The sequence below is a fragment of the Pseudomonas sp. JR33AA genome (assembly GCF_021378985.1).
Lineage (GTDB): Bacteria > Pseudomonadota > Gammaproteobacteria > Pseudomonadales > Pseudomonadaceae > Aquipseudomonas > Aquipseudomonas alloputida.
The window spans coordinates 268,970-294,418 of sequence record NZ_JAJSAW010000002.1 but is presented as its reverse complement, the minus strand read 5'-3'; the positions used below and the strand labels follow the sequence as shown (position 1 = coordinate 294,418).

Genomic DNA, 25,449 nt, shown 5'->3' with positions numbered 1-25,449 from the left:
ACATCATTCGGAGATGAACATGACAGCGCTCTACATGATTATCGGCACTCTCGTGGCGCTGGGTGTGCTGGTCACTTTCCACGAATTCGGTCACTTCTGGGTGGCGCGCCGCTGTGGCGTCAAGGTGCTGCGTTTCTCGGTGGGTTTCGGCACGCCGCTGCTGCGCTGGCATGACCGCCACGGCACCGAATTCGTTGTTGCGGCCATTCCTCTGGGTGGCTATGTCAAGATGCTCGACGAGCGCGAAGGCGATGTGCCGCCGGCACTGGCCGGGCAGTCGTTCAACCGCAAGTCGGTGCGCCAGCGTATCGCGATTGTCGCGGCAGGCCCGATCGCCAATTTTCTGCTGGCTATCCTGTTTTTCTGGGTGCTGGCGATGCTGGGGACCCAGCAGATCCGCCCGGTTATCGGCGCGGTCGACAGTGGCAGCCTGGCAGCCTCTGCAGGGCTGACCGCGGGTCAGGAAATCGTTTCTGTGGACGGCAAACCGACCAACGGTTGGTCGGCGGTCAACCTGCAGCTGGTTCGTCGTCTGGGCGAGAGCGGTACCTTGCAGATTGGTGTGCGCGATGAAGGTGCCAGCGCCGAGCGCCAGCTGCAGGTCAAGCTGGACAGTTGGCTCAAGGGCGACGACGAGCCGGACCCCATTCAATCCCTGGGGCTGCGCCCTTGGCGACCGGCGATCACACCTGTGCTGGCCGAGATCGACCCGAAGGGGCCGGCTGCCGCTGCGGGCCTGAAAACCGGTGACAAGCTGCTGGCGCTGGATGATGTGGCAGTGACCGAATGGCAGCAGGTTGTCGACCGCGTGCGCGCCCGCCCGGATGCCAAGGTAGTGGTGCGCGTGGAGCGCGATGGCGCTGCCCTGGAACTGCCGGTGACCTTGGCCCGCAAGGGGGAGGGTAAGGCGGTCGGTGGCTATCTTGGCGCTGGCGTCAAAGGTGGCGAATGGCCTGCCAGCATGCTCCGCGAAATCAGCTACGGCCCGCTGGATGCGGTGGGTGAGAGCTTGTCGCGTACCTGGAGCATGAGCGTCCTTACCCTTGAATCGATGAAGAAAATGCTGTTCGGGGAGCTCTCGGTAAAAAACTTGAGTGGACCGATAACCATTGCTAAAGTGGCGGGCGCTTCAGCCCAGTCCGGCGTGGGGGATTTCCTGAATTTCCTGGCCTACCTGAGCATAAGCCTGGGGGTTCTTAACCTGCTGCCCATTCCAGTACTGGACGGGGGGCATTTGCTGTTTTACCTGGTCGAGTGGGCGCGCGGTCGTCCACTGTCGGATCGGGTGCAAGGTTGGGGGGTTCAGATCGGTATCAGTTTGGTCATAGGGGTGATGTTGCTCGCTCTGATCAACGATCTGGGTCGACTATAAAGCTTCGCTCAATTGCGAACCTGTCGTTTTGTGACGGCAGGTTGTTTATTGCCAGTTGGAATAAAAGGACTTCATGAAACGTCTGCTGCTAACTGCGGTCATGTCCGCACTGATGATCGCTGAAGTTCACGCCGAGTCCTTCACCATCTCCGATATCCGCGTCAACGGTCTGCAGCGGGTTTCCGCCGGCAGTGTGTTCGGCGCCTTGCCGCTGAACGTCGGTGACCAGGCCGACGACCGCCGCCTGGTGGACTCGACCCGTTCCCTGTTCAAGACCGGGTTCTTCCAGGACATCCAGTTGAGCCGCGATGGCAATGTGCTGATCATCAACGTGGTCGAGCGCCCGTCGGTGTCGAGCATCGAGATTGAAGGCAACAAGGCGATCAGCACCGAAGACCTGATGAAGGGCCTGAAGCAATCGGGCCTGGCCGAAGGCGAGATCTTCCAGCGTGCCACCCTCGAAGGTGTGCGTAACGAACTGCAGCGCCAGTACGTGGCCCAGGGGCGCTACTCGGCCGAGGTCGACGCCGAGGTGGTGCCGCAGCCGCGCAACCGTGTGGCGCTGAAGATCAAGATCAACGAAGGCACCGTCGCCGCCATCCAGCACATCAACATCGTGGGCAACAACGTATTCGATGATGAGACCCTGGGGCAGCTGTTCGAGCTGAAGACCACCAACTGGCTGTCGTTCTTCAAGAACGACGACAAGTACGCCCGTGAAAAACTTTCCGGTGACCTGGAGCGCCTGCGTTCCTACTACCTGGACCGCGGCTACATCAACATGGACATCGCCTCCACCCAGGTGTCCATCACGCCGGACAAAAAGCACGTCTACATCACCGTCAACATCAACGAAGGCGAGAAATACACCGTTCGCGACGTGAAGCTGTCCGGTGACCTCAAGGTGCCGGAAGACCAGGTCAAGTCGCTGCTGCTGGTGCAGCCGGGTCAGGTATTCTCGCGCAAGGTGATGACCACCACGTCCGAGTTGATCACCCGCCGCCTGGGTAACGAAGGCTACACCTTCGCCAACGTCAACGGCGTGCCGCAACCGAACGACCAGGACCATACCGTCGACATCATGTTCGTGGTCGACCCGGGCAAGCGTGCCTACGTCAACCGCATCAACTACCGCGGCAACACCAAGACCGAAGACGAAGTGCTGCGCCGCGAAATGCGCCAGATGGAAGGTGGCTGGGCTTCGACCTACCTGATCGACCAGTCCAAGACCCGCCTGGAGCGCCTGGGCTTCTTCAAGGAAGTCAACGTCGAGACCCCGCCGGTGCCAGGCACCGACGACCAGGTCGACGTCAACTACAGCGTCGAAGAGCAGGCCTCCGGTTCGATCACCGCCAGCGTCGGTTTCGCCCAGAGCGCCGGCCTGATCCTGGGTGGTTCGATCAGCCAGAGCAACTTCCTCGGTACCGGTAACAAGGTATCCATCGGCCTGACCCGTTCGGAATACCAGACCCGTTACAACTTCGGCTTCGTTGATCCCTACTTCACCGCCGATGGCGTCAGCCTGGGCTACAACGCCTTCTACCGCAGCACCGATTACGACGACCTCGACGTCGACGTTGCCAGCTATGCGGTGGACAGCTACGGTGCCGGCGTCAGCCTGGGCTACCCGATCAGCGAAACCTCGCGCCTGACCTACGGCCTGAGTGTGCAGCAGGACAAGATCAAGACTGGCAAGTACACCGTTGACGAGATCTTCGACTTCCTCGAGCAGGAAGGTGACAACTTCCTGAACTTCAAGGCCTCGATCGGCTGGTCCGAGTCGACCCTGAACAAAGGCGTACTGGCCACGCGTGGTCACTCGCAAAGCCTGACCCTGGAATCCACCGTCCCGGGCAGCGACCTGTCGTTCTTCAAGCTTGACTACCGTGGTCAGCTGTTCAAGCCGATCACCAGCGATTACACCCTGCGCCTGCATACCGAGCTGGGCTATGGTGATGGTTACGGCAGCACTTCCGGCCTGCCGTTCTACGAGAACTACTTCGCGGGTGGTTTCAACTCCGTCCGTGGCTTCAAGGACAGCAGCCTGGGCCCGCGCAGTACCCCGAGCATAGGCGAGGCCGCGGGTGGCAAGCCAGGCACCATCGCCGACCCGGATCAGGATCCGTTGCCGTTTGGTGGTAACGTGCTGGTGCAAGGCGGTGCCGAGCTGCTGTTCCCGCTGCCGTTCGTCAAGGACCAGCGTTCACTGCGCACTTCCGTGTTCTGGGACGTGGGTAACGTGTTCGACACCAATTGCGGCAACAAACCTGATTGCGAGAAGGTCGGGTTCTCGGGCATGGCCAGTTCGGTCGGCCTGGGCGTGACCTGGATTACCGCACTGGGCCCGCTGAGCTTCAGCCTGGCAATGCCGGTCAAGAAGCCGGACGATGCCGATACCCAGGTGTTCCAATTCTCTCTGGGCCAGACCTTCTAAGGTCGGCCCTTGCTTAATGACAACGGTTTATCCAGGAGTGCATCGTGCGTAAATTGGCTCAATTGGCCGTAGTGGCCGCGGCGCTGGTCGCCACCCCGGCTTTCGCCGAAATGAAGGTTGCCGTCCTGAACTACCAGATGGCGCTGCTTGAGTCGGATGCCGCCAAGAAGTATGCGGTTGATGCCGAGAAGAAATTCGGCCCGCAACTGACCAAGCTGAAAAGCCTGGAAAGCAGCGCCAAGGGCATCCAGGACCGCCTGATCAAGGGCGGCGACAAGATGCAGCAGCAGGAGCGTGAGCGCCTGGAGCTCGAGTTCAAGCAAAAGGCCCGCGATTTCCAGTTCCAGTCCAAGGAACTGAACGAAGCCAAGGCCGTTGCCGATCGCGACATGCTCAAGCAACTGAAGCCGAAGCTGGATGGTGCTGTCGAGGAAGTGATCAAGAAGGGCGGCTACGACCTGGTCCTCGAGCGTGGTGCGGTCATCGATGTCAAACCTCAGTACGACATCACCCGCCAAGTCATCGAGCGCATGAACCAAGCCCGTTGATATGAGTGTGACCATGACGCTAGGCCAGCTGGCCGAGGTACTCGGAGCGACCCTCAAGGGGCCCGAGGCGCTGCAGATTACCGGGCTTGCCACCTTGCAGGAGGCTGGCCCCGGTCAATTGAGCTTCCTCGCCAACCCGCAGTACCGCAAGTACCTGGATAACAGCCAGGCCGGCGCGGTGCTGCTCAAGGCTGCGGATGCCGAAAGCTTTGCCGGCAATACCCTGGTCGTAGCGGATCCGTACCTGGCTTACGCGCGGATTTCGCACCTGTTCGATCCCAAACCCAAGGCTGAGGCGGGAATACATCCCAGCGCCGTGGTGGCGGAAGATGCCCAGGTGGACGCCAGTGCCAGCATCGGGCCGTTCGCGGTCATCGAAAGTGGTGCGCGCATCGGCGCCAACGTCAGCATCGGCGCCCACTGCTTCATCGGTGCCCGCTGTGTGGTCGGTGAAGGTGGTTGGCTGGCACCGCGGGTCACGCTGTATCACGACGTGACCATCGGTAAGCGTGTGGTCATCCAGTCGGGTGCCGTGATCGGCGGCGAGGGCTTCGGCTTTGCCAACGAGAAGGGCATCTGGCGCAAGATTGCACAGATCGGCGGCGTCACCATTGGTGATGACGTGGAGATCGGCGTCAATACTGCTGTCGACCGTGGCGCGCTGTCCGACACCCGGATCGGCGACGGGGTCAAGCTGGATAATCAGATCCAGATCGCTCACAACGTGCAGATCGGTGATCACACTGCCATGGCCGCTTGCGTCGGAATCTCCGGCAGCACGCGCATCGGCAAGCACTGCATGCTGGCCGGTGGTGTGGGGCTGGTTGGGCACATTGATATTTGCGATAACGTTTTCGTTTCCGGAATGACCATGGTTACCCGTTCGATCACTGAACCGGGTTCCTATTCTTCCGGCACTGCCATGCAGCCGCTGGCTGACTGGCGCAAGAGCGCCGCGCGTATCCGCCACCTGGACGACATGGCCAAGCGTCTCCAGCAGCTGGAAAAACGCGTCGATACCGTGACCTCAGGTGGCCTGCCGACATCAGAAGGCTGATACCATTCCCTGAGCAAGAGTGAACAGTCGCTAGCTGGCTCCTCTTTGGATTGCAAAAGGAGCGTGTGGTCAGCACCTGCGCTCCCTATTCTTATTACAGGCTTCCCCACCGAAATGATGGACATCAACGAGATTCGCGAATACCTGCCTCACCGCTACCCGTTTCTGCTGGTAGACCGTGTGACGGATCTGGACTTCGAGGCCCAGAGCATTCGTGCCTACAAGAATGTCAGCATCAACGAGCCGTTTTTCAATGGCCACTTCCCAGCACACCCGATCATGCCGGGTGTCCTGATCATCGAAGCCATGGCCCAGGCGGCCGGCATCCTTGGTTTCAAGATGCTCGATGCCAAGCCGGCCGATGGCACCCTGTACTACTTTGTCGGTTCCGACAAACTGCGTTTCCGTCAGCCGGTTCTACCGGGCGACCAGCTCGTGCTGGAAGCCAAGTTCCTCAGCCGTAAAAGCATGATCTGGAAGTTCGAGTGCCGCGCCCTTGTCGATGGCAAGCCGGTGTGCTCGGCAGAAATCACCTGCGCGGAACGCTCCCTATGAATTCGATTGATCCTCGGGCCATTATCGATCCGTCGGCCAAGCTGGCCGACGGCGTCGAGGTCGGCCCTTGGTCGATCGTTGGCCCTGATGTAGAAATCGGGGAGGGCACCGTTATCGGCCCGCATGTTGTGCTCAAAGGCCCGACCCGCATCGGCAAGCACAACCGTATCTTTCAGTTTTCCTCGATCGGTGAAGACACCCCGGACCTTAAGTACAAGGGTGAGCCGACGCGCCTGGTGATCGGCGATCACAATGTGATTCGCGAAGGGGTGACCATCCACCGCGGTACTGTTCAGGACCGCTCGGAAACCACCGTGGGTGACCATAACCTGATCATGGCCTATGCCCACATTGGCCACGACAGTGTCATCGGCAACCACTGCATCCTGGTCAACAATACAGCGCTGGCAGGTCATGTGCATGTGGGCGATTGGGCGATCCTGTCCGGTTACACCCTGGTTCACCAGTACTGCCATATTGGCGCCCACGCGTTTTCCGGCATGGGCACGGCCATTGGCAAGGACGTTCCAGCCTTCGTTACCGTGTTCGGCAGCCCGGCCGAAGCCCGCAGCATGAACTTCGAGGGCATGCGCCGCCGCGGTTTCAGCGACGAGGTGATCCATGTGCTGCGTCGTTGCTACAAGATTGTCTACCGTCAGGGTCTGACCGTCGAAGACGCGCTCAAGGAGCTGGCCGAACCGGCCACGCAACACCCTGAGGTGGAGCTGTTCCGTCAGTCGATCCTAAGCTCCGCTCGCGGCATCACGCGCTGATATGGCCCAGCTTTGCGTAGCGCTGGTCGCCGGTGAGGCCAGTGGCGATATCCTTGGTTCAGGCTTGATGCGTGCCCTCAAGGCACGCCACCCCGACGTGCGTTTCATCGGGGTTGGCGGCCCTTTGATGGAGGCTGAGGGCCTGCAATCCTATTTCCCCATGGAGCGCCTGGCCGTCATGGGGCTGGTCGAGGTTCTGGGGCGTCTGCGCGAGCTGCTCAAACGCCGCAAGTTGCTGATCCAGACCCTGATCGAAGAAAAGCCCGACGTGTTCATTGGCATCGACGCCCCTGACTTCACCCTCAATATCGAGCTGAAGCTGCGCCAGGCCGGGATCAAGACCGTGCACTATGTCAGCCCGTCAGTGTGGGCCTGGCGGCAGAAGCGCGTGCTGAAGATTCGCGAGGGCTGCGACCTGATGCTGACGCTGTTGCCGTTCGAGGCGCGGTTTTACGAAGAGCAGGGCGTGCCAGTGCGTTTTGTCGGCCACCCGCTGGCAGACACTATCCCGCTTGAAGCCGATCGCCCGGCTGCGCGCGCCGCGCTGGGCCTGGGCGACGGACCGGTGGTGGCACTGATGCCGGGCAGCCGGGGTGGCGAAGTAGGGCGCCTGGGTGCGGTATTCCTCGACGCCGCCGAGCGCCTTTGCCAACAGGTGCCGGGTGTGCGCTTCGTGTTGCCCTGCGCCAACGCCGCACGGCGCGCCCAGATCGAACAGATGCTTGAAGGGCGCCAACTGCCGCTGACCCTGCTCGATGGCCAGTCGCACCAAGCGCTGGCAGCCTGTGACGCGGTGCTGATCGCTTCGGGCACTGCCACCCTCGAAGCGCTGCTGTACAAGCGGCCGATGGTGGTGGCGTACCGCCTGGCGCCGTTGACCTTCTGGATTCTCAAGCGTCTGGTGAAAAGCCCTTACGTGTCATTGCCGAACCTGCTGGCCCAGCGAGCGCTGGTGCCCGAGTTGCTGCAGGACGACGCTACCAGCGAAGCGCTGGCCAACACCCTGGCGCCGCTGGTGCGCGATGGAAGCCAGCAGACCGAACGTTTCGACGAAATTCACCGCACCCTGCGCCGTGACGCTTCCAATCAGGCGGCCGAGGCGGTACTGGCCCTGCTCAAGGACCGCTGACATGCAAATTGGACTGGACTTCAACCTGGTAGAAGACCTGGTCGCCGGCGTTGACGAAGTGGGCCGTGGTCCGCTGTGTGGCGCGGTGGTAACGGCGGCAGTGATTCTTGATCCTGCGCGGCCGATTCTCGGTCTGAACGATTCGAAAAAACTCACCGAAGCCAAGCGTGAGGCGCTGTTCGACGAGATCTGCGAAAAGGCCTTGAGCTTCTGTGTCGCCCGCGCCGAGGTCGAGGAAATCGACCACCTGAACATCCTGCAGGCCACCATGCTGGCCATGCAGCGGGCAGTGGAGGGCTTGCACATTACGCCGAAGCTGGCCCTGATCGATGGCAATCGCTGCCCGAAGCTGGCAGTGCCGGCAGCACCGGTGGTCAAGGGGGATAGCCAGGTGCCGGCCATTGCGGCGGCATCGATCCTGGCCAAGGTGACCCGTGATCGGGAGATGAGTGCGTTCGAGCTGATCTACCCGGGGTATGGCATTGGCGGGCACAAGGGTTACCCGACCCCGGTGCATCTGGAAGCCTTGGCGCGCCTTGGGCCTACGCCCATTCATCGGCGTTCCTTCGCCCCGGTGCGGGCGGCCTGGGAAGCGCGCGAAGGCGTCACCGATTCCCTGATCTGACCTATTGGGGCCGCTTAGCGGCCCCAAAAAAAGCCCCCAGTTAGGCTACAATCCCGCCCTTGTCGTTCGCCTCTGCTACAGGATCTTCCATGTCGGTTCCCTTCGTTCACCTGCGCGTCCACTCCGAATTCTCGCTGGTCGACGGCCTGGTGCGGATCAAACCGCTGGCCAAGGCGCTGACCGGGATGAACATGCCGGCGGTCGCGATCACCGATCAGAGCAACATGTGCTCGCTGGTGAAGTTCTACAAGACTGCCATGGGCGCCGGCATCAAACCGATCTGCGGTGCCGACATGTGGCTGGCCGGTGCCGACCCGGAAGCCCCGCTATCGCGCATCTGCTTCCTGGCCATGGACCCCAAGGGCTATCGCAACCTCACCGAACTGATCTCGCGCGGCTGGACCGATGGCCAGCGCAACGGTCTGGTCATCCTCCAGCGTGAATGGATCGCCCCTGCCAGCGAGGGCCTTATTGCCCTGTCGGCGGGCAAGGAAGGCGACATCGGTATGGCGTTGCTGGCGGGCCGGCAAGACGAAGCCGAAGTGCTTCTTCAAGACTGGATGGGCATGTTCCCCGAGCGCTTCTACGTTGAAGTGCAGCGCACCAATCGCGCACGCGACGAAGAATACGTGCACGCGGCCGTGGCATTGGCCGACAAGCTTGGCGCCCCGCTGGTGGCTACCAACGACGTACGCTTCATCAAGCAGGCTGACTTCGACGCCCACGAAACCCGCGTCTGTATCGGCGAGGGCTGGACCCTCGACGACCCGCGCCGTCCGCGCTGCTACAGCGACCAGCAGTACCTGAAGTCTGCCGAGGAAATGGCCGAGCTCTTCAGCGACCTGCCAGACGCCATCGCCAACACCGTCGAAATTGCCAAGCGCTGCAATATCCAGGTACAGCTGGGCAAGTACTTCCTGCCTGACTTCCCCACGCCCAACGGCATGGGCATCGACGATTACCTGCGGCATGTGGCCCACGAAGGCCTGGAAGAGCGCCTGGCCGTGCTGTGGCCGAAAGAGACCACGCCCAATTACGAAGAAAAGCGCCAGGTCTACCTGGACCGCCTGAAGTTCGAGCTGGACATCATCATCCAGATGGGCTTCCCCGGTTACTTCCTGATTGTTATGGACTTCATCAAGTGGGCCAAGAACAACGACGTACCGGTTGGCCCGGGCCGTGGTTCGGGTGCTGGCTCGCTGGTGGCCTATGTACTGAAGATCACCGATCTCGACCCGCTGGCCTACGACCTGCTGTTCGAGCGCTTCCTCAACCCTGAACGTGTTTCCATGCCCGACTTCGACGTCGACTTCTGTATGGACGGCCGTGACCGGGTGATCGACTACGTGGCCGAGGCCTACGGCCGTAATGCAGTAAGCCAGATCATCACCTTCGGTACCATGGCCGCCAAGGCGGTGGTGCGTGACGTGGCGCGGGTGCAAGGCAAATCCTATGGCCTGGCCGACCGCCTGTCGAAGATGATCCCCTTCGAAGTGGGCATGACCCTGGAGAAGGCCTACGAGCAGGAAGAAATCCTGCGTGACTTCCTCAAGGGCGACGAAGACGCCCGTGAAATCTGGGACATGGCCCTGAAGCTGGAGGGTGTGACCCGGGGTACCGGCAAGCACGCCGGTGGTGTGGTTATCGCACCGACCAAACTCACCGACTTTTCGCCGATCGCCTGTGACGAAGAGGGTGGTGGCCTGGTAACCCAGTTCGACAAGGATGACGTCGAGGCCGCCGGCCTGGTGAAGTTCGACTTCCTCGGCCTGCGGACCTTGACCATCATCAAGTGGGCGATGGAGATCATCAACCGCGAGCAGGCCAAGAAGAACCTGCCCGACCTCAACATCGACTTCATCCCGCTGGACGACCGCAAGACTTACGAGCTGTTGCAGAAGGCCGAAACCACGGCGGTGTTCCAGCTTGAATCGCGTGGCATGAAGGAGCTGATCAAGAAGCTCAAGCCCGACTGCCTGGAAGACCTGATCGCACTGGTTGCGTTGTTCCGCCCGGGCCCTTTGCAATCGGGCATGGTGGACGACTTCATCAACCGCAAGCACGGCCGCGCCGAGCTGGCCTACCCGCACTCCGACTACCAGTACGAAGGCCTCAAGCCGGTACTGGCGCCGACCTACGGCATCATCCTGTATCAGGAACAGGTGATGCAGATTGCTCAGGTGATGGCAGGTTATACCCTGGGTGGCGCCGACATGCTGCGCCGCGCCATGGGTAAGAAAAAACCCGAGGAAATGGCCAAGCAGCGCGGCGGTTTCATCGAAGGGTGCGTGGCCAACAATATCGATGCGGACCTTGCCGGTAACATCTTCGACCTGGTAGAAAAGTTCGCGGGCTACGGCTTCAACAAATCCCACTCCGCCGCCTATGGTCTGGTGTCGTACCAGACCGCCTGGCTGAAAACCCACTACCCGGCGCCGTTCATGGCCGCGGTGCTGTCGGCGGATATGCACAACACCGACAAGGTGGTGGTGCTGGTGGAGGAGGTGCGCAGCATGAAGCTGCGCCTCGACGCGCCGGACGTGAACTTCTCGGACTTCAAGTTCACCGTCAACAACGACGGCCGTATCGTCTACGGCCTTGGTGCCATCAAGGGTGTCGGTGAAGGCCCGGTGGAGGCGATTGTCGAGGCCCGTGCCCAGGGCGGTCCCTTCAAGGACCTGTTCGATTTCTGTGAACGCATCGACCTCAAACGGGTCAACAAGCGTACCCTCGATGCGCTGGTGCGCAGTGGCGCGCTGGACCGCCTTGGCCCGCACTTTCATGACGAGATCAAGGCCTACCACGCCAACATCGACATCAACCGGGCAACCTTGCTGTCGGCGCTGGGCGAGGCCATCAAGGCAGCCGAACAGGCCGCACACACCGCTGACAGTGGTCATGTCGACCTGTTCGGCGGCATGTTCGACGCGGCAGATGTCGATGTCTATGCCAACCATCGCAAGGTGCGCGAGCTCACCCTCAAGGAGCGTCTGAAGGGGGAGAAAGACACCCTTGGCCTGTACCTCACCGGCCACCCGATCGACGAGTACGAGACCGAGATCCGCCGCTTTGCCCGCCAGCGCATCGTCGACCTCAAGCCGTCGCGCGAAACCCAGACCATCGCTGGCATGATCATTGCGCTGCGGGTGATGAAGAACAAGAAGGGCGACAAGATGGGCTTCGTCACCCTGGATGACCGTTCCGGGCGGATCGAGGCATCGCTGTTTGCCGATGCCTTCATGGCGGCACAGTCCTTGCTGCAGACCGATGCCATGGTGGTGGTGGAAGGCGAGGTCAGCAATGACGACTTCTCCGGGGGCTTGCGCCTGCGGGTGAAGCAGGTGATGACCATGGAAGACGCACGCACCAAGCTGGCCGAGAGCCTGCGCCTGAAGGTGGCGCACGACGCGCTGAAGGGCGACCGACTGAAGTGGCTGGGCGAGCTGATCACCCGCCATCGCGGTGCCTGCCCGATCACGCTGGAGTACACCGGCAGCGACGCCAAGGCCATGCTGCAGTTTGGCGAGCAGTGGGCAATCGACCCGGCCGATGGGCTGATTCAGGCGCTGCGTGACCAGTTCGGGCGTGAGAACGTCTTCCTGCAATATCGTTGAACCGACAAAAATTTAATCTCGACCTGAATGCGCCTGATCCCTTAAGGTATGGCGCCAAACGGATCAACCGGCCGGCCGCCTGGCCGTAGACCCAAGACGGATGACTATGAACCCGAATTTCCTCGACTTCGAACAGCCGATTGCCGACCTGCAAGCCAAGATCGAAGGCCTGCGCCTGGTGGGCAACGACAACTCGCTGAACATCAGCGATGAAATTGCCCGTCTGCAAGACAAGAGCAACACCCTGACCGAAAGCATCTTCGGCAACCTGACCAGCTGGCAGATCGCGCGCCTGGCCCGTCACCCGCGTCGTCCTTACACCTTGGACTACCTGGAGCACATCTTCACCGAATTCGAAGAGCTGCACGGGGACCGTCACTTCTCCGATGACGCCGCCATCGTGGGTGGTACTGCGCGTCTGGACGGCAAGCCGGTCATGGTCATTGGCCACCAGAAGGGCCGTGAGGTGCGCGAGAAAGTGCGTCGCAACTTCGGCATGCCGCGCCCGGAAGGCTACCGCAAGGCCTGCCGCCTGATGGAAATGGCCGAACGCTTCAAGATGCCGATCCTGACCTTCATCGACACGCCGGGCGCCTACCCGGGCATCGACGCCGAAGAGCGCAACCAGAGTGAAGCCATCGCCTGGAACCTGCGGGTCATGGCTCGCCTGAAAACCCCGATCATCGCTACCGTGATCGGTGAGGGTGGTTCCGGCGGGGCGCTGGCCATTGGCGTGTGCGACCAACTGAACATGCTGCAGTATTCCACCTACTCGGTTATCTCGCCGGAAGGCTGTGCTTCGATTCTGTGGAAAACGGCCGATAAAGCAGCAGACGCGGCCGAGGCCATGGGCATCACCGCCGAGCGTCTGAAGAGCCTGAACATTGTCGACAAGGTCATCCAGGAGCCGCTGGGCGGAGCCCACCGTGATCCAGCCAAGATGTCCGAAAGCATCCGTGCCGATCTGGTGCAGCAGCTTGACATGCTCGGCAAGTTCGACAGCGATGCGCTGCTGGCCCGTCGTTACGAGCGTCTGATGAGCTACGGCCTCTGATTCTGATTTGCCCCGGGGGCCGTTTTGCGGCCCTTGTTATTGATGGCACCGGCTTCGCCGGTGTTCGCGGGTAAACCCGCTCCTACAGGTCATGCACGGCCCCCTGTAGGAACGGGTTTACCCGCGAATGCGACATCAAACCTTTCGAGGTCCTGATGATTGATCTCGCCCCCTGGCTCAACGCCCCCGCCTGGTGCATCGCGTTCTCTGGCGGCCTCGACTCCACCGTCCTCCTGCACCTGCTGGCCGAATACGCCTGCACTCACGTTTCCCCCCCGCTGCGCGCCATCCATATTCACCACGGCCTGCAAGCCGCTGCCGACGCCTGGCCCGCCCACTGCCAAGCCATCTGCGACAATTTCGACGTCGAACTCCAGGTCATCCATGTCCAGGTCTCCCCAGGCGCCAGCCTGGAACAGGCTGCTCGAGATGCCCGCTATGCCGCCTTCAGGCAAGTGCTCGGCCCGGGCGATGTCCTGTTCACCGGCCAGCACCGCGACGATCAGGCCGAGACCTTGCTGTTGCGCCTGTTGCGCGGCGCCGGCCTGCGTGGCCTGGCGGCAATGCCGAGGCAGCGGGCGCTGGGGCAGGGCAGCCTGGTCAGGCCGTTACTGGCCTGTTCCCGGCAACATTTGCAGGAATATGCCCAAGCCCAAGGGCTGGCCTGGATCGAAGACCCGTCAAACGCCGACACACAATTCGCCCGCAACTACCTGCGCGGCGAAGTGATGCCGCACTTGCAGCAGCGTTGGCCACAGGCCAGCCAGAACTTCGCCCGTGCAGCAGAGCATCTGGGCGAGGCGTTGGGTTTGCTGGACGAACTGGCCCGGGAGGATCTGGCGCTTGCGGGCAAGGGGGCGCCCATCGCTTGGCCGGGGATGGATTCCCTCGACCTGGCCGCCCTGTTGGCGTTATCGCCGGCCCGCCAGCGCAATGCCTTGCAGTACTGGCTGAGCCAGCGCACCCGTTTGCCCGATACCCGGCACTGGGCCGGCTGGGCAGACCTGCGCGATGCCGCTGCCGATGCCCGGCCTGTCTGGCGGCTTGCCGATGGACGGTTGGTGCGTAGCCACGGACGCATCTGGTGGTTGAGCGGTGATTGGCTACAGCAACCCACTGGCTCGCTGGCCTGGCCCGACCCTGATGGGCCGTTGCGGTTGCCTGGCAATGGTTGCGTGCGTCTTGTTGGCGCAGCCGTGCCGAGCGGGTTGCGTGTCGCCTACCGTCAGGGTGGTGAAATGCTGGAGGTTCCCGGCCGTGGTCGGCGTGACCTCAAGCGCCTGCTCAACGAACAGCAGGTGCCGCATTTCCTGCGCTCGCGCCTGCCGTTGCTGTATCACGGCGAACGCCTGCTGGCGGTGGCCAACCTGCCCGGGCTGGTGCAGGCGAATTGCCAACTGCACTGGCAGTTACCGACGAACGCGCAAGGTTTGAGCTGAAGGGTACATTCCGGTAGACTACCCTCCCTTCTTGATACAACTTCTGTGGGTTCCGCGAAAACACAGGAGTTGCCGATTACCAAGCAGTTTTTTGCCGAGCTGATTCTGGAAATGACGAGCGAACGCCATGCCGGGTATACCCTGGCTGTACAGACGCGGCAGTTTTTCGAGATGCACTGTGATTGACGCAGGTGATCGGGGGCTTCGGCCTTCCTTCGCTTTCTCCGGCGGCGCTGGCCGCCTTAACGCAGACTTCTAGGGTTTTTCATGACGCGCTACATATTCGTCACGGGCGGTGTTGTTTCTTCATTGGGGAAAGGCATTGCCTCGGCTTCCCTGGCGGCCATCCTGGAAGCGCGGGGCCTGAAGGTCACCATGCTCAAGCTGGATCCGTACATCAACGTCGACCCGGGCACCATGAGCCCGTTCCAGCACGGTGAAGTTTTTGTCACCCACGATGGCGCCGAGACCGACCTCGACCTGGGTCACTACGAGCGGTTCATCCGCACCACCATGACCCAGAACAACAACTTCACCACTGGCCGCATCTACGAGCACGTGCTGCGTAAGGAGCGTCGTGGTGATTACCTGGGCGCGACCATCCAGGTCATCCCGCACATCACCGACGAAATCAAGCGTCGCATCATCAAGGGTGCCGGCGATGCCGACGTGGCCCTGGTGGAAATCGGCGGTACCGTGGGTGATATCGAATCGCAGCCGTTCCTCGAGGCGATTCGCCAGCTGCGTGTCGAAGTGGGCTCCAAGCGTGCCATGCTGATGCACCTGACCCTGGTCCCGTACATCGCCACCGCTGGCGAAACCAAGACCAAGCCGACCCAGCACTCGGTCAAGGAGCTGCGCTCCATCGGCCTGCAGCCTGACGTGCTGATCTGCCGCTCCGACCACCCGGTGGATGCTTCGTCGCGTCGCAAGATCGCGCTGTTCACCAACGTTGAAGAGCGTGCGGTGATTTCGCTGGAAGACGTCGACACCATCTACAAGATCCCGGGCGTACTGCACGCTCAGGGCCTGGACGACTTCGTCGTCGAGCGCTTCGGCCTGCAGTGCAATGGCGCCGACCTGTCCGAGTGGGACAAGGTGGTCGATGCCAAGCTCAACCCCGAGCACGAAGTGACCATCGCCATGGTCGGCAAGTACATGGAGCTGCTGGATGCGTACAAGTCGCTGATCGAAGCGATGAGCCACGCCGGCATCACCAACCGTACCAAGGTCAACCTGCGTTACATCGACTCCGAAGACATCGAGAACCAGGGCACCAGCCTGCTCGAAGGCGCCGATGCCATCCTGGTGCCGGGCGGTTTCGGCCTGCGCGGTGTGGAAGGCAAGATCACTGCGGTGCAATACGCCCGTGAAAACAAGGTGCCGTACCTGGGTATCTGCCTGGGCATGCAGGTGGCCGTCATCGAGTTCGCCCGTAACGTGATGGGCTGGAAAGACGCCAACTCCACCGAGTTCGACCGTAACAGCGGCCACCCAGTGGTCGGCCTGATCACCGAGTGGGCCGATGCCACCGGTGCCGTCGAGACCCGCGACGAGGCTTCCGACCTGGGCGGCACCATGCGCCTGGGCGCACAGGACTGCCAGCTGGCTGCCGGTTCCAAGGTGCACGACTGCTACGGCAAGGACGTGATCACCGAGCGTCACCGTCACCGCTACGAAGTGAACAACAACCTGCTGCCACAACTGGTGGAAGCTGGTCTGGTGGTTTCCGGCCGTTCCGAAGACGGCGCGCTGGTGGAAGTGGTCGAGTCCAAGGACCACCCATGGTTCGTCGCTTGCCAATTCCACCCGGAGTTCACTTCGACGCCGCGTGACGGCCACCCGCTGTTCAGCGGCTTCGTCAAGGCAGCCCTGGCTCAGAAGAACAAGGCCTGATCGATGACCCAGAAGATCATCCGCGTCGGTAACATCGAGATCGCTAACGACAAGCCTTTCGTCTTGTTCGGCGGCATGAATGTTCTGGAATCCCGTGACCTGGCGATGAAGGTCTGTGAAGAGTACGTGCGGGTTACCGAGAAGCTCGGTATCCCGTATGTGTTCAAGGCCAGCTTCGACAAGGCCAACCGTTCGTCGGTGACGTCCTACCGTGGCCCTGGCATGGAAGAGGGGCTGAAGATCTTCGAAGAGATCAAGCGCACCTTCAACGTGCCGGTGATCACCGACGTGCACGAGCCTTACCAGGCCGAGCCCGTCGCCAAGGTATGCGACATCATCCAGTTGCCGGCTTTCCTGTCGCGGCAAACTGACCTGGTGGTGGCCATGGCCAAGACCGGCGTGGTGATCAACATCAAGAAGGCTCAGTTCCTCGCACCTCAGGAAATGAAACACATCCTGGCCAAGTGCGAAGAGGCCGGTAACGACCGGTTGATACTCTGCGAGCGCGGTTCGAGTTTCGGCTACAACAACCTGGTGGTCGACATGCTGGGCTTCGGCATCATGAAGCAGTTCGACTACCCGGTGTTCTTCGACGTGACCCACGCCCTGCAGATGCCGGGTGGCCGCGCCGATTCCGCCGGCGGCCGTCGTGGCCAGGTCACTGACCTGGCCAAGGCCGGCATGAGCCAGGGCCTGGCCGGGCTTTTCCTCGAGGCCCACCCCGATCCGGACAACGCCAAGTGCGATGGCCCATGCGCCTTGCGCCTGGATAAACTGGAGCCGTTTCTGGTCCAGCTCAAGCAATTGGATGACCTGGTGAAAAGTTTTCCGACGGTAGAAACCGCGTAAAGCTCATTTCTCGGGTAAAGTACCGCCCGATCCACCCCTGACCAGTCGGTCAGGGGCTCCCTTCATCAGGCCTGCCCAAAGCAAGTTCGCCTGGTGAACGGCAAGAATTTCCTAAGCTAAGTTGTTTTCGTCAAATTCTGGAGTGCTTACAACAATGGCAAAAATCGTCGACATCAAAGGTCGTGAAGTTCTCGATTCGCGTGGCAACCCCACTGTGGAAGCCGATGTACTGCTCGACAACGGCATCATCGGCAGCGCTTGCGCGCCGTCCGGTGCTTCTACCGGCTCGCGCGAAGCGCTGGAGCTGCGTGATGGCGACAAGAGCCGTTACCTGGGCAAGGGCGTGCTGAAGGCCGTCGCCAACATCAACGGCCCGATCCGTGACCTGCTGCTGGGCAAGGATCCTTCCGACCAGAAGGCGCTGGACCGCGCCATGATCGAGCTGGACGGTACCGAGAACAAGGCCAAGCTGGGCGCCAACGCCATCCTGGCTGTTTCCCTGGCTGCCGCCAAAGCTGCTGCCCAGGACCAGGACCTGCCGCTGTACGCGCACATTGCCAACCTTAACGGTACCCCGGGCCAGTACTCGATGCCGGTGCCGATGATGAACATCATCAACGGTGGCGAGCACGCCGACAACAACGTCGACATCCAGGAGTTCATGGTTCAGCCGGTTGGCGCCAAGACTTTCTCCGACGGCCTGCGCATGGGCACCGAAGTCTTCCACCACCTCAAGGCCGTCCTCAAGGCCCGTGGCCTGAACACTGCCGTAGGTGATGAAGGTGGTTTCGCCCCGAACCTGGCATCCAACGAAGACGCCCTGGGCGCCATCGCTGAAGCTGTCGAAAAAGCCGGCTACAAGCTGGGTACCGACGTGACCCTGGCCCTGGACTGCGCGGCTTCCGAATTCTACGAAGACGGCAAGTACAACCTGTCCGGCGAAGGCAAGTCGTTCGACGCCGAAGGCTTCGCCGACTACCTGAAAGGCCTGACCGAGCGTTTCCCGATCATTTCGATCGAAGACGGCCTGGACGAGTCCGACTGGGCTGGCTGGAAAATCCTCACTGACAAGATCGGTGAAAAAGTCCAGCTGGTCGGTGACGACCTGTTCGTAACCAACACCAAGATCCTCAAGGAAGGCATCGAGAAAGGCATCGGTAACTCGATCCTGATCAAGTTCAACCAGATCGGCTCGCTGACCGAAACCCTGGAAGCCATCCAGATGGCCAAGGCTGCTGGTTACACTGCAGTGATCTCGCACCGTTCCGGTGAAACCGAAGACTCGACCATTGCCGACCTGGCTGTGGGTACTGCTGCTGGCCAGATCAAGACCGGCTCACTGTGCCGTTCCGACCGCGTTTCCAAGTACAACCAGCTGCTGCGCATCGAAGAGCAACTGGGCGCCAAAGCGGTTTACCGCGGTCGTGCCGAGTTTCGCGGCTAAGCAAGAGATGGTAAAAAGGCAGCAGCCGAAGTTGTAGGAACGTTCGTACTGAACTTTCCTACGTACCAACGGGTTTCTGTCGACGAAGCCTGGCCTCGGCCAGGCTTCGTGCTATTCGAGGCCCCGAAGTAAAACACGCGGCAGCCTTTTTAACCTGGATAACGTGATGCGCAGTCCCTATTGGTTGTTCCTCGTTCTGCTCTTGCTGTTGGGTGGCCTGCAGTACCGCCTGTGGGTGGGTAACGGCAGCCTGGCGCAAGTGACCGAACTGAAGCAGCAGATTGCCGATCAGCATGCCGAGAACGAGCGCTTGCTCGAGCGTAATCGTGTGCTCGATGCTGAGGTGCTAGAGCTGAAAAAAGGCATGGAGACCGTTGAAGAACGGGCCCGCCATGAATTGGGGATGGTCAAAGAGGGCGAAACCCTCTTCCAGTTGCCACAGAAATGATCGATACCTTGCCGGCCTTCTGGGCCGTGATTCCTGCGGCGGGTGTAGGTGCCCGCATGGCTGCCGACCGCCCCAAGCAATACCTGGAGCTGGCTGGGCAGACCCTTCTCGAGCACAGCCTCGACTGTTTTCTTGGCCACCCGGCGCTTAAAGGCGTGGTGGTCAGCATTGCCGAAGACGACCCGTACTGGCCTGACCTGCGCTACGCCCGCGACCCACGCATCCAGTGTGCGGCGGGCGGGCGTGAACGCGCTGACTCGGTGCTCAACGCCTTGCTGGTGCTGCATGCCCAGGGGGCGTTGGACAGCGACTGGGTGCTGGTGCACGATGCTGCGCGGCCGAACCTGGCGCGCAGCGACCTGGACAAGCTGTTGTCGGAGCTGGCGGACGACCCGGTGGGTGGCCTGCTGGCGGTGCCTGCGCGCGATACCCTCAAGCGTGCCGACAGCCATGGCCGGGTGAGTGCTACCGTGGACCGCAGCACGATCTGGCAGGCATACACACCACAGATGTTCCGCCTTGGCGCGTTGCACCGGGCGCTGGCCGAGTGCCTGGTGTCGGATGTGGTGGTGACCGACGAGGCTTCTGCCATCGAATGGTCCGGTCAGGCGCCGCGGCTGGTGGAAGGGCGCAGTGACAACATAAAGGTCACCCGGCCCGAAGATCTCGAATGGTTGCGCCAGCGCTGGGCGGGTAAACGCTGAGCGTTCTCCTGGGCCGGCCTCTTCGCGGGAACCCGCCCTACAGGGCGGTGGACACACATCGGTGGTTGGACACAGGCCCTTGTGTAGGAGCGGGTTTACCCGCGAAGAGGCCGGTACATGCAGCACATCCCGTCAGCCGAAACGATACTCCGGCAACCCCGCCAACCCCTCCTTCAGGTAATCCACCAGCCGCCGCACCTTCGGCGACAGGTGCCTCTGCTGCGGATACAGCGCCCACACCGCCGTATTCGGCGGTTGATGCGCCTCCAGCAGCGACACCAGCGCACCACTGTTCAGGTGTTCCAGCACGTAGTAATCCGGCAACTGGCACAACCCGATCCCTTGCAGCGCCGCATCCAGCACTGCCTGGCCACTGTTGCAGCGCCAGTTACCCTGTACCCGCTGGCTGATCTCACGGCCATCCTGCTGTAGCGCCCACACGTCCGAACTCCCCACCAGGCAATTGTGCCGCGCCAGTTCCGACAGGCTGTGTGGCCGACCATAGTGCTCAAGATAGGCTGGCGAGGCGCACAGGTACATGCGCCGTGGCGCCAGGCGGGTAGCCACCAGGCGAGAGTCGGCCAGGCGACCCAGGCGGATTGCCAGGTCCATGCCTTCATGCAGCAGATCGAGGGTGTGGTTGCTCAGCTCAACATCCACGCGCAGCTGCGGGTACAGCGCCATGAATCGCGTCACCAGCGGCACGATGAAGCGCTCGCCGTAGGCCACTGCGCACGTCATGCGCAGCAAGCCCTTCGGTTCGCTGGCCAGGTCGCCCATGGCGCGCAGCGCTTCCTCGCGGCCATCCTGCAAGCGCTGGCAATGCTGCAGGAAGGTCTGCCCGGCCTCGCTCAGGGTTACCCGGCGGGTACTGCGGTACAGCAAGCGCGTTTGCAGGCGTTCTTCCAGGCGGGCGATCTGCCGGCTGATGTGCGACGAGGAGACCCCCAGGCGCTCGGCGGCGGCTGTGAACTGGCCCGATTCAGCTACGGCGACAAATTCGTCGATGCCTTCCCATCGGCTGCTCATCGATTATCCCTGTATGGCAATAATGTTTTGTCTTTGGGCTGATTATTCATCAAAAGTCGCTGAATTACACTGCAAGACTGAATCGATCCACTGTCTGGAGACCTTTGATGATCAAGTCCCGTGCTGCCGTTGCCTTCGAAGCCAAGAAACCCCTGGAAATCGTCGAAGTCGACGTGGCCATGCCAAAAGCCGGTGAAGTGCTGTTGCGTGTGGTCGCCAGCGGTGTCTGCCACACCGATGCCTATACCCTGTCCGGTGCCGACCCGGAAGGGATCTTCCCATCGATCCTCGGCCACGAGGGCGGTGCCATCGTCGAAGCGGTAGGCGAGGGGGTGACCTCGGTCGCCGTGGGTGACCACGTCATCCCGCTGTACACCCCGGAATGCGGCAAGTGCAAGTTCTGCCTCTCGGGCAAGACCAACCTGTGCCAGGCCATCCGCGCCACCCAGGGCAAGGGCCTGATGCCGGACGGCACCACGCGCTTCTCGTACAAGGGCCAGCAGCTGTTCCACTACATGGGCACCTCGACGTTCTCCGAATACACCGTGCTGCCGGAAATTTCCGTGGCCAAGATCCAGAAAGAAGCACCACTGGAAAAGGTCTGCTTGCTGGGCTGTGGCGTCACCACCGGTATTGGCGCAGTACTCAACACTGCCAAGGTCAAGCCGGGTGATACCGTGGCCATCTTCGGCCTCGGTGGCATCGGCCTGTCGGCCGTGATCGGTGCGGTCAAGGCCAAGGCCTCGCGTATCATCGCCATCGACATCAACCCGGCCAAGTTCGAAATCGCCCGTCAATTGGGTGCCACCGATTGCGTCAACCCGAAAGACTACGATCGCCCGATCCAGGAAGTGATCGTCGACCTCACCGATGGTGGTGTGGACTTCTCCTTCGAGTGCATCGGCAACGTTCAGCTGATGCGTGCCGCCCTGGAATGCTGCCACAAGGGCTGGGGTGAGTCGGTGATCATCGGTGTGGCCGGTGCCGGCCAGGAAATTTCCACGCGTCCGTTCCAGCTGGTTACCGGTCGGGTTTGGCGGGGGTCGGCGTTCGGCGGCGTGCGTGGCCGCAGCGAGCTGCCGAGCTACGTGGAAATGTCCGAGAAAGGCGAGATCCCGCTGGACACCTTCATCACCCACACGATGGGTCTGGAAGACATCAACAAGGCCTTCGACCTGATGCATGAAGGCAAGAGCATCCGTAGCGTGATCCACTTCTGAGGTCTGCCATGAGCCTGGATAATATCTCCTGCCAGAAGAGCTTCGGCGGCTGGCACAAGCGTTACCGGCATCATTCCAAGGTGCTGGGTTGCGATATGGTGTTCGCTGTGTACCTGCCACCGCAGGCCGAGCAGGGCGAAAAGCTGCCGGTACTGTACTGGCTCAGCGGCCTCACCTGCACCGACGAGAACTTCATGCAGAAGGCCGGCGCCCAGCGTCTGGCCGCCGAGCTGGGGCTGATCATCGTGGCCCCCGATACCAGTCCGCGTGGCGAGCAGGTGCCGGGCGATCCGGACGGCGCCTGGGACTTCGGTCTGGGCGCTGGCTTTTACCTCAACGCCACCCAGCAACCCTGGGCCCAGCACTACCGCATGCACGACTATGTGGTGGAGGAGTTGCCAGCCCTGATCGAGGCACACTTCCCGGCGTCGGGCGCGCGCAGCATCAGTGGCCACTCCATGGGTGGGCATGGCGCGCTGGTGTGCGCCTTGCGCAATCCGGGGCGCTATCGTTCGGTGTCGGCATTCTCGCCGATCAGCAATCCGATGGATTGTCCTTGGGGCGAGAAGGCCTTCAGCCGCTACCTGGGTGAAGACCGTGGGCGCTGGCGGGAGTGGGATGCCAGCGTGCTGCTGGCCGAAACCCCTGCTGGCAAATGCCCGCCGTTGCTGGTGGACCAGGGCGACCGTGACGACTTTCTCGAGAAGCAACTCAAGCCTGAAGCGCTGGAACAGGCGGCACGCAAAGGTGGCCATGAAATGACCCTGCGTATGCAGCCGGGCTATGACCATAGCTACTACTTCATTGCCAGCTTCATCGAGGAACACCTGCGCCATCATGCGGTGGCACTGGGGCGGGTTTAACGCAACCTGTGGGCGCGGGCCTGCCCGCGAAGGGCTGCACAGCAGCCCCAATCCCACACATCCCCTGCAAAGCAGGTAGAATCACGCCCTGACTCATTCAGGGCGTTTTTTTATGCGTATTGGCCACGGCTACGATGTGCACCGGTTCTGCGACGGTGATTTCATTACCCTGGGCGGGGTGCGTATCCCCCACAAATACGGCCTGCTGGCCCACTCCGACGGTGACGTGCTGCTGCACGCCCTGAGCGATGCCTTGCTGGGCGCTGCTGCGCTGGGCGATATCGGCAAGCACTTCCCTGACACTGACCCGCAGTTCAAGGGCGCTGACAGCCGCGCGCTGCTGCGCCATGTGGTCGGTATCGTCAAGGCCAAGGGCTGGAAGGTCGGCAACGTTGACGCCACCATTGTCGCCCAGGCACCGAAAATGGCCCCGCACATCGAAACCATGCGCCAGTTGATCGCCGAAGACCTGCAGGTCGGACTGGACCAGGTCAATGTCAAGGCCACCACCACAGAGAAGCTGGGCTTTACCGGCCGCGAGGAGGGCATCGCCGTGCATTCGGTCGCCCTGCTGCTGCCAGCATGACCGAACTGGAACTGCTGGGCCCGCGCGCATCGGGCGAACCCCTGGGCACCGCCGTCCTCAAAGCGGTTGCCGAAGACTTTCAGGTTGACGAAGTCCTGGACATACCGCTATCGGGCCAAGGCGAGCACCTGTGGCTGTGGGTCGAGAAGCGTGATCTGAACACTGAAGAAGCCGCCCGGCGCCTTGCCCGCGCCGCTGGCGTGCCGGTGCGCAGCATCAGCTACGCCGGCCTGAAGGACCGCCAGGCGCTGACTCGCCAGTGGTTCAGCCTGCACCTGCCAGGCAAGGCCGACCCGGATCTGTCACGTGCCGAGGATGCCAGCCTGCGTGTGCTCAAACAGGTGCGTCACCAGCGCAAACTGCAGCGCGGCGCGCATTCGGCCAACGGGTTCACCCTGCGCCTGACGGCCCTGGCTGCCGATCACCAAGCGGTGGATGCGCGCCTGGAGCAGCTCAAGCAGCAAGGTGTGCCCAACTACTTCGGCACCCAGCGCTTCGGGCACGGTGGTGGCAACGTCCATGACGCCCTCGATTGGGCTGCGCGCAAGGCTTTGCCTGAACAGCGCAACGTGCGTTCGCGGCTGCTGTCGGCCGGGCGCAGCTACCTGTTCAACCAGTTGTTGGCTGCGCGTGTCGCTGACGGTAGCTGGGCCCGGGCCCAGGTCGGGGACCTGCTGGCGTTCACCGACAGCCGCAGTTTCTTCCCGGCGGGTGAGGCGGAATGTGCCGACCCGCGCCTGGCGATTCTCGACTTGCACCCAACCGGCCCGATGTGGGGGGAGGGCGCTTCGCCTGCTGGCGGTGCACCCGCCCAGCTGGAAAACACGATCGGCGCACGTCAGCCGGCACTTTGCCAGTGGCTGGCCCAGGCGGGCATGGATCACGAACGGCGAATTCTGCGGCTCCCTATTGGCAGCCTGACGTGGCATTATCCCGAGCCTGATATCCTGCAACTGGAATTCGTCCTGCCGGCCGGATGCTTCGCCACCGTGGTGGTGCGTGAAGTCGTGGATCTGGTGTCGGCAGGGCAGACGGACAGCCCATGCGTATTCTGATTTCGAATGACGACGGTGTTACCGCACCTGGCATCGCCGCGCTGCACGCTGCGCTGGTGGATTATGCCGAGTGCGCGGTGATCGCCCCGGATCAAGACAAGAGCGGCGCCAGCAGTTCGCTGACGCTGGACCGGCCACTGCATCCGCAGACCCTGGCCAATGGCTTCATCAGCCTCAACGGCACGCCGACCGACTGCGTGCACCTGGGGCTCAATGGGCTGTTGCCGCAGGCGCCGGACATGGTCGTGTCGGGGATCAACCTCGGTGCCAACCTGGGCGATGACGTGCTGTATTCGGGAACGGTCGCTGCGGCGCTGGAAGGCCGCTTCCTCGGCGGTACCTCGCTGGCGTTCTCGCTGTTGTCGCGCCAGCCGGACAACCTGCCGACTGCGGCCCATATCGCCCGTCGTCTGGTCGAGGCACAGTCGCGCCTGGTGTTGCCGCCACGCACCGTACTCAACGTCAATATTCCCAACTTGCCACTGGAGCACATCCGTGGCATCCAGCTCACCCGTCTCGGTCACCGGGCGCGGGCAGCGGCGCCAACCAAGGTGGTCAACCCGCGTGGCAAGGAAGGCTACTGGATTGCCGTGGCCGGTGATGCCGAGGACGGCGGCCCGGGCACCGACTTCCACGCGGTGATGCAAGGCTACGTATCGATTACCCCGTTGCAGCTCGACCGCACCTTCAATGATGCCTTCGAGCAGCTCGATGGATGGCTGGAGGGCCTGCTCTGATGCGCGAGGACGATATGC

General features: G+C 62.0%; 22 protein-coding genes. 21 read left to right on the top strand and 1 reads right to left on the bottom strand.

What is annotated here, in order from left to right; all coding sequences use genetic code 11:
- Positions 1–19: 19 nt before the first annotated feature.
- From rseP to ispD, 16 genes are all read left to right on the top strand, one after another.
- Positions 20–1,372, top strand: a complete 1,353-nt coding sequence (gene rseP, locus LVS58_RS04645) for an RIP metalloprotease RseP (RefSeq protein ID WP_233690071.1) — start codon at positions 20–22, stop codon at positions 1,370–1,372.
- 73 nt (positions 1,373–1,445) lie between these two features.
- Positions 1,446–3,806 carry an outer membrane protein assembly factor BamA gene (bamA, locus tag LVS58_RS04640; protein ID WP_233690070.1) on the top strand — a complete coding sequence of 787 codons (2,361 nt, stop codon included), beginning with the start codon at positions 1,446–1,448 and terminating at the stop codon, positions 3,804–3,806.
- A gap of 44 nt (positions 3,807–3,850) precedes the next feature.
- A complete protein-coding gene (locus LVS58_RS04635; RefSeq protein WP_003252311.1) occupies positions 3,851–4,354 on the top strand; it encodes an OmpH family outer membrane protein in 504 nt (167 codons plus the stop codon).
- Between the two features lies 1 nt (position 4,355).
- Positions 4,356–5,411 (top strand): UDP-3-O-(3-hydroxymyristoyl)glucosamine N-acyltransferase, encoded by a 1,056-nt coding sequence (gene lpxD, locus LVS58_RS04630; protein ID WP_233690069.1) that lies wholly within the window; start codon positions 4,356–4,358, stop codon positions 5,409–5,411.
- A 114-nt stretch (positions 5,412–5,525) separates the two neighbouring features.
- Positions 5,526–5,966, top strand: coding sequence for a 3-hydroxyacyl-ACP dehydratase FabZ (gene fabZ, locus LVS58_RS04625; RefSeq protein ID WP_003252314.1), 441 nt, complete (start codon positions 5,526–5,528; stop codon positions 5,964–5,966).
- Positions 5,963–6,739: an acyl-ACP--UDP-N-acetylglucosamine O-acyltransferase gene (lpxA, locus tag LVS58_RS04620; protein ID WP_003252316.1), complete on the top strand. Its 777-nt coding sequence runs from the start codon at positions 5,963–5,965 to the stop codon at positions 6,737–6,739. Before fabZ ends, lpxA begins: the two co-directional genes overlap by 4 nt.
- A gap of 1 nt (position 6,740) precedes the next feature.
- A complete protein-coding gene (lpxB, locus tag LVS58_RS04615) occupies positions 6,741–7,868 on the top strand; it encodes a lipid-A-disaccharide synthase (RefSeq protein ID WP_233690068.1) in 1,128 nt (375 codons plus the stop codon).
- Position 7,869: 1 nt separating this feature from the next.
- Complete coding sequence (rnhB, locus tag LVS58_RS04610; RefSeq protein ID WP_233690067.1) at positions 7,870–8,493, top strand: ribonuclease HII; 624 nt, start codon at positions 7,870–7,872, stop codon at positions 8,491–8,493.
- An 89-nt stretch (positions 8,494–8,582) separates the two neighbouring features.
- Entirely contained in the window at positions 8,583–12,107 is a 3,525-nt protein-coding gene (gene dnaE / locus LVS58_RS04605) for a DNA polymerase III subunit alpha (protein WP_233690066.1), read from the top strand.
- Between the two features lie 106 nt (positions 12,108–12,213).
- A complete protein-coding gene (locus LVS58_RS04600; RefSeq protein ID WP_233690065.1) occupies positions 12,214–13,161 on the top strand; it encodes an acetyl-CoA carboxylase carboxyltransferase subunit alpha in 948 nt (315 codons plus the stop codon).
- 155 nt (positions 13,162–13,316) lie between these two features.
- On the top strand, positions 13,317–14,600 hold the full coding sequence (gene tilS, locus LVS58_RS04595) for a tRNA lysidine(34) synthetase TilS (protein ID WP_233690064.1): 1,284 nt from the start codon (positions 13,317–13,319) through the stop codon (positions 14,598–14,600).
- A 267-nt stretch (positions 14,601–14,867) separates the two neighbouring features.
- Positions 14,868–16,496 carry a CTP synthase gene (locus LVS58_RS04590; RefSeq protein WP_003252329.1) on the top strand — a complete coding sequence of 543 codons (1,629 nt, stop codon included), beginning with the start codon at positions 14,868–14,870 and terminating at the stop codon, positions 16,494–16,496.
- Between the two features lie 3 nt (positions 16,497–16,499).
- Positions 16,500–17,345 carry a 3-deoxy-8-phosphooctulonate synthase gene (kdsA, locus tag LVS58_RS04585; protein ID WP_233690063.1) on the top strand — a complete coding sequence of 282 codons (846 nt, stop codon included), beginning with the start codon at positions 16,500–16,502 and terminating at the stop codon, positions 17,343–17,345.
- A 154-nt stretch (positions 17,346–17,499) separates the two neighbouring features.
- Entirely contained in the window at positions 17,500–18,789 is a 1,290-nt protein-coding gene (eno, locus tag LVS58_RS04580) for a phosphopyruvate hydratase (protein WP_233690062.1), read from the top strand.
- A gap of 166 nt (positions 18,790–18,955) precedes the next feature.
- Positions 18,956–19,237 carry a cell division protein FtsB gene (gene ftsB / locus LVS58_RS04575; protein ID WP_004576849.1) on the top strand — a complete coding sequence of 94 codons (282 nt, stop codon included), beginning with the start codon at positions 18,956–18,958 and terminating at the stop codon, positions 19,235–19,237.
- Positions 19,234–19,941, top strand: coding sequence for a 2-C-methyl-D-erythritol 4-phosphate cytidylyltransferase (ispD, locus tag LVS58_RS04570; RefSeq protein WP_233690061.1), 708 nt, complete (start codon positions 19,234–19,236; stop codon positions 19,939–19,941). Before ftsB ends, ispD begins: the two co-directional genes overlap by 4 nt.
- Positions 19,942–20,073: 132 nt before the next feature.
- On the opposite strand, the gene LVS58_RS04565 is transcribed toward ispD, so the two are convergent.
- Positions 20,074–20,970, bottom strand: a complete 897-nt coding sequence (locus tag LVS58_RS04565) for a LysR substrate-binding domain-containing protein (RefSeq protein ID WP_233690060.1) — start codon at positions 20,968–20,970, stop codon at positions 20,074–20,076.
- 107 nt (positions 20,971–21,077) lie between these two features.
- On the opposite strand from LVS58_RS04565, the gene LVS58_RS04560 reads away from it, so the two are divergent.
- The 5 genes from LVS58_RS04560 (at position 21,078) to surE (ending at position 25,431) form a co-directional block, all read left to right on the top strand.
- Positions 21,078–22,190, top strand: coding sequence for an S-(hydroxymethyl)glutathione dehydrogenase/class III alcohol dehydrogenase (locus LVS58_RS04560; RefSeq protein ID WP_088513567.1), 1,113 nt, complete (start codon positions 21,078–21,080; stop codon positions 22,188–22,190).
- Positions 22,191–22,198: 8 nt separating this feature from the next.
- Positions 22,199–23,053 (top strand): S-formylglutathione hydrolase, encoded by an 855-nt coding sequence (gene fghA / locus LVS58_RS04555; RefSeq protein ID WP_233690059.1) that lies wholly within the window; start codon positions 22,199–22,201, stop codon positions 23,051–23,053.
- A 112-nt stretch (positions 23,054–23,165) separates the two neighbouring features.
- Positions 23,166–23,639 carry a 2-C-methyl-D-erythritol 2,4-cyclodiphosphate synthase gene (ispF, locus tag LVS58_RS04550; RefSeq protein ID WP_233690058.1) on the top strand — a complete coding sequence of 158 codons (474 nt, stop codon included), beginning with the start codon at positions 23,166–23,168 and terminating at the stop codon, positions 23,637–23,639.
- Positions 23,636–24,694 carry a tRNA pseudouridine(13) synthase TruD gene (truD, locus tag LVS58_RS04545; RefSeq protein ID WP_233690057.1) on the top strand — a complete coding sequence of 353 codons (1,059 nt, stop codon included), beginning with the start codon at positions 23,636–23,638 and terminating at the stop codon, positions 24,692–24,694. Before ispF ends, truD begins: the two co-directional genes overlap by 4 nt.
- Positions 24,682–25,431 carry a 5'/3'-nucleotidase SurE gene (gene surE / locus LVS58_RS04540; RefSeq protein ID WP_233690056.1) on the top strand — a complete coding sequence of 250 codons (750 nt, stop codon included), beginning with the start codon at positions 24,682–24,684 and terminating at the stop codon, positions 25,429–25,431. The genes truD and surE overlap by 13 nt, the downstream gene beginning before the upstream one ends.
- Positions 25,432–25,449 lie beyond the last annotated feature (18 nt).

Coding starts and splice junctions, on each gene's coding strand:
- LVS58_RS04590 (WP_003252329.1), top strand. CDS start 14,868: ATGACGCGCTACATATTCGTCACGGGCGGTGTTGTTTCTTCATTGGGG.
- surE (WP_233690056.1), top strand. CDS start 24,682: ATGCGTATTCTGATTTCGAATGACGACGGTGTTACCGCACCTGGCATC.
- kdsA (WP_233690063.1), top strand. CDS start 16,500: ATGACCCAGAAGATCATCCGCGTCGGTAACATCGAGATCGCTAACGAC.
- ispD (WP_233690061.1), top strand. CDS start 19,234: ATGATCGATACCTTGCCGGCCTTCTGGGCCGTGATTCCTGCGGCGGGT.
- dnaE (WP_233690066.1), top strand. CDS start 8,583: ATGTCGGTTCCCTTCGTTCACCTGCGCGTCCACTCCGAATTCTCGCTG.
- lpxA (WP_003252316.1), top strand. CDS start 5,963: ATGAATTCGATTGATCCTCGGGCCATTATCGATCCGTCGGCCAAGCTG.
- rnhB (WP_233690067.1), top strand. CDS start 7,870: ATGCAAATTGGACTGGACTTCAACCTGGTAGAAGACCTGGTCGCCGGC.
- truD (WP_233690057.1), top strand. CDS start 23,636: ATGACCGAACTGGAACTGCTGGGCCCGCGCGCATCGGGCGAACCCCTG.
- LVS58_RS04565 (WP_233690060.1), bottom strand. CDS start 20,970: ATGAGCAGCCGATGGGAAGGCATCGACGAATTTGTCGCCGTAGCTGAA.
- lpxB (WP_233690068.1), top strand. CDS start 6,741: ATGGCCCAGCTTTGCGTAGCGCTGGTCGCCGGTGAGGCCAGTGGCGAT.
- bamA (WP_233690070.1), top strand. CDS start 1,446: ATGAAACGTCTGCTGCTAACTGCGGTCATGTCCGCACTGATGATCGCT.
- lpxD (WP_233690069.1), top strand. CDS start 4,356: ATGAGTGTGACCATGACGCTAGGCCAGCTGGCCGAGGTACTCGGAGCG.
- fabZ (WP_003252314.1), top strand. CDS start 5,526: ATGATGGACATCAACGAGATTCGCGAATACCTGCCTCACCGCTACCCG.
- ispF (WP_233690058.1), top strand. CDS start 23,166: ATGCGTATTGGCCACGGCTACGATGTGCACCGGTTCTGCGACGGTGAT.
- rseP (WP_233690071.1), top strand. CDS start 20: ATGACAGCGCTCTACATGATTATCGGCACTCTCGTGGCGCTGGGTGTG.
- fghA (WP_233690059.1), top strand. CDS start 22,199: ATGAGCCTGGATAATATCTCCTGCCAGAAGAGCTTCGGCGGCTGGCAC.
- eno (WP_233690062.1), top strand. CDS start 17,500: ATGGCAAAAATCGTCGACATCAAAGGTCGTGAAGTTCTCGATTCGCGT.
- ftsB (WP_004576849.1), top strand. CDS start 18,956: ATGCGCAGTCCCTATTGGTTGTTCCTCGTTCTGCTCTTGCTGTTGGGT.
- LVS58_RS04600 (WP_233690065.1), top strand. CDS start 12,214: ATGAACCCGAATTTCCTCGACTTCGAACAGCCGATTGCCGACCTGCAA.
- tilS (WP_233690064.1), top strand. CDS start 13,317: ATGATTGATCTCGCCCCCTGGCTCAACGCCCCCGCCTGGTGCATCGCG.
- LVS58_RS04560 (WP_088513567.1), top strand. CDS start 21,078: ATGATCAAGTCCCGTGCTGCCGTTGCCTTCGAAGCCAAGAAACCCCTG.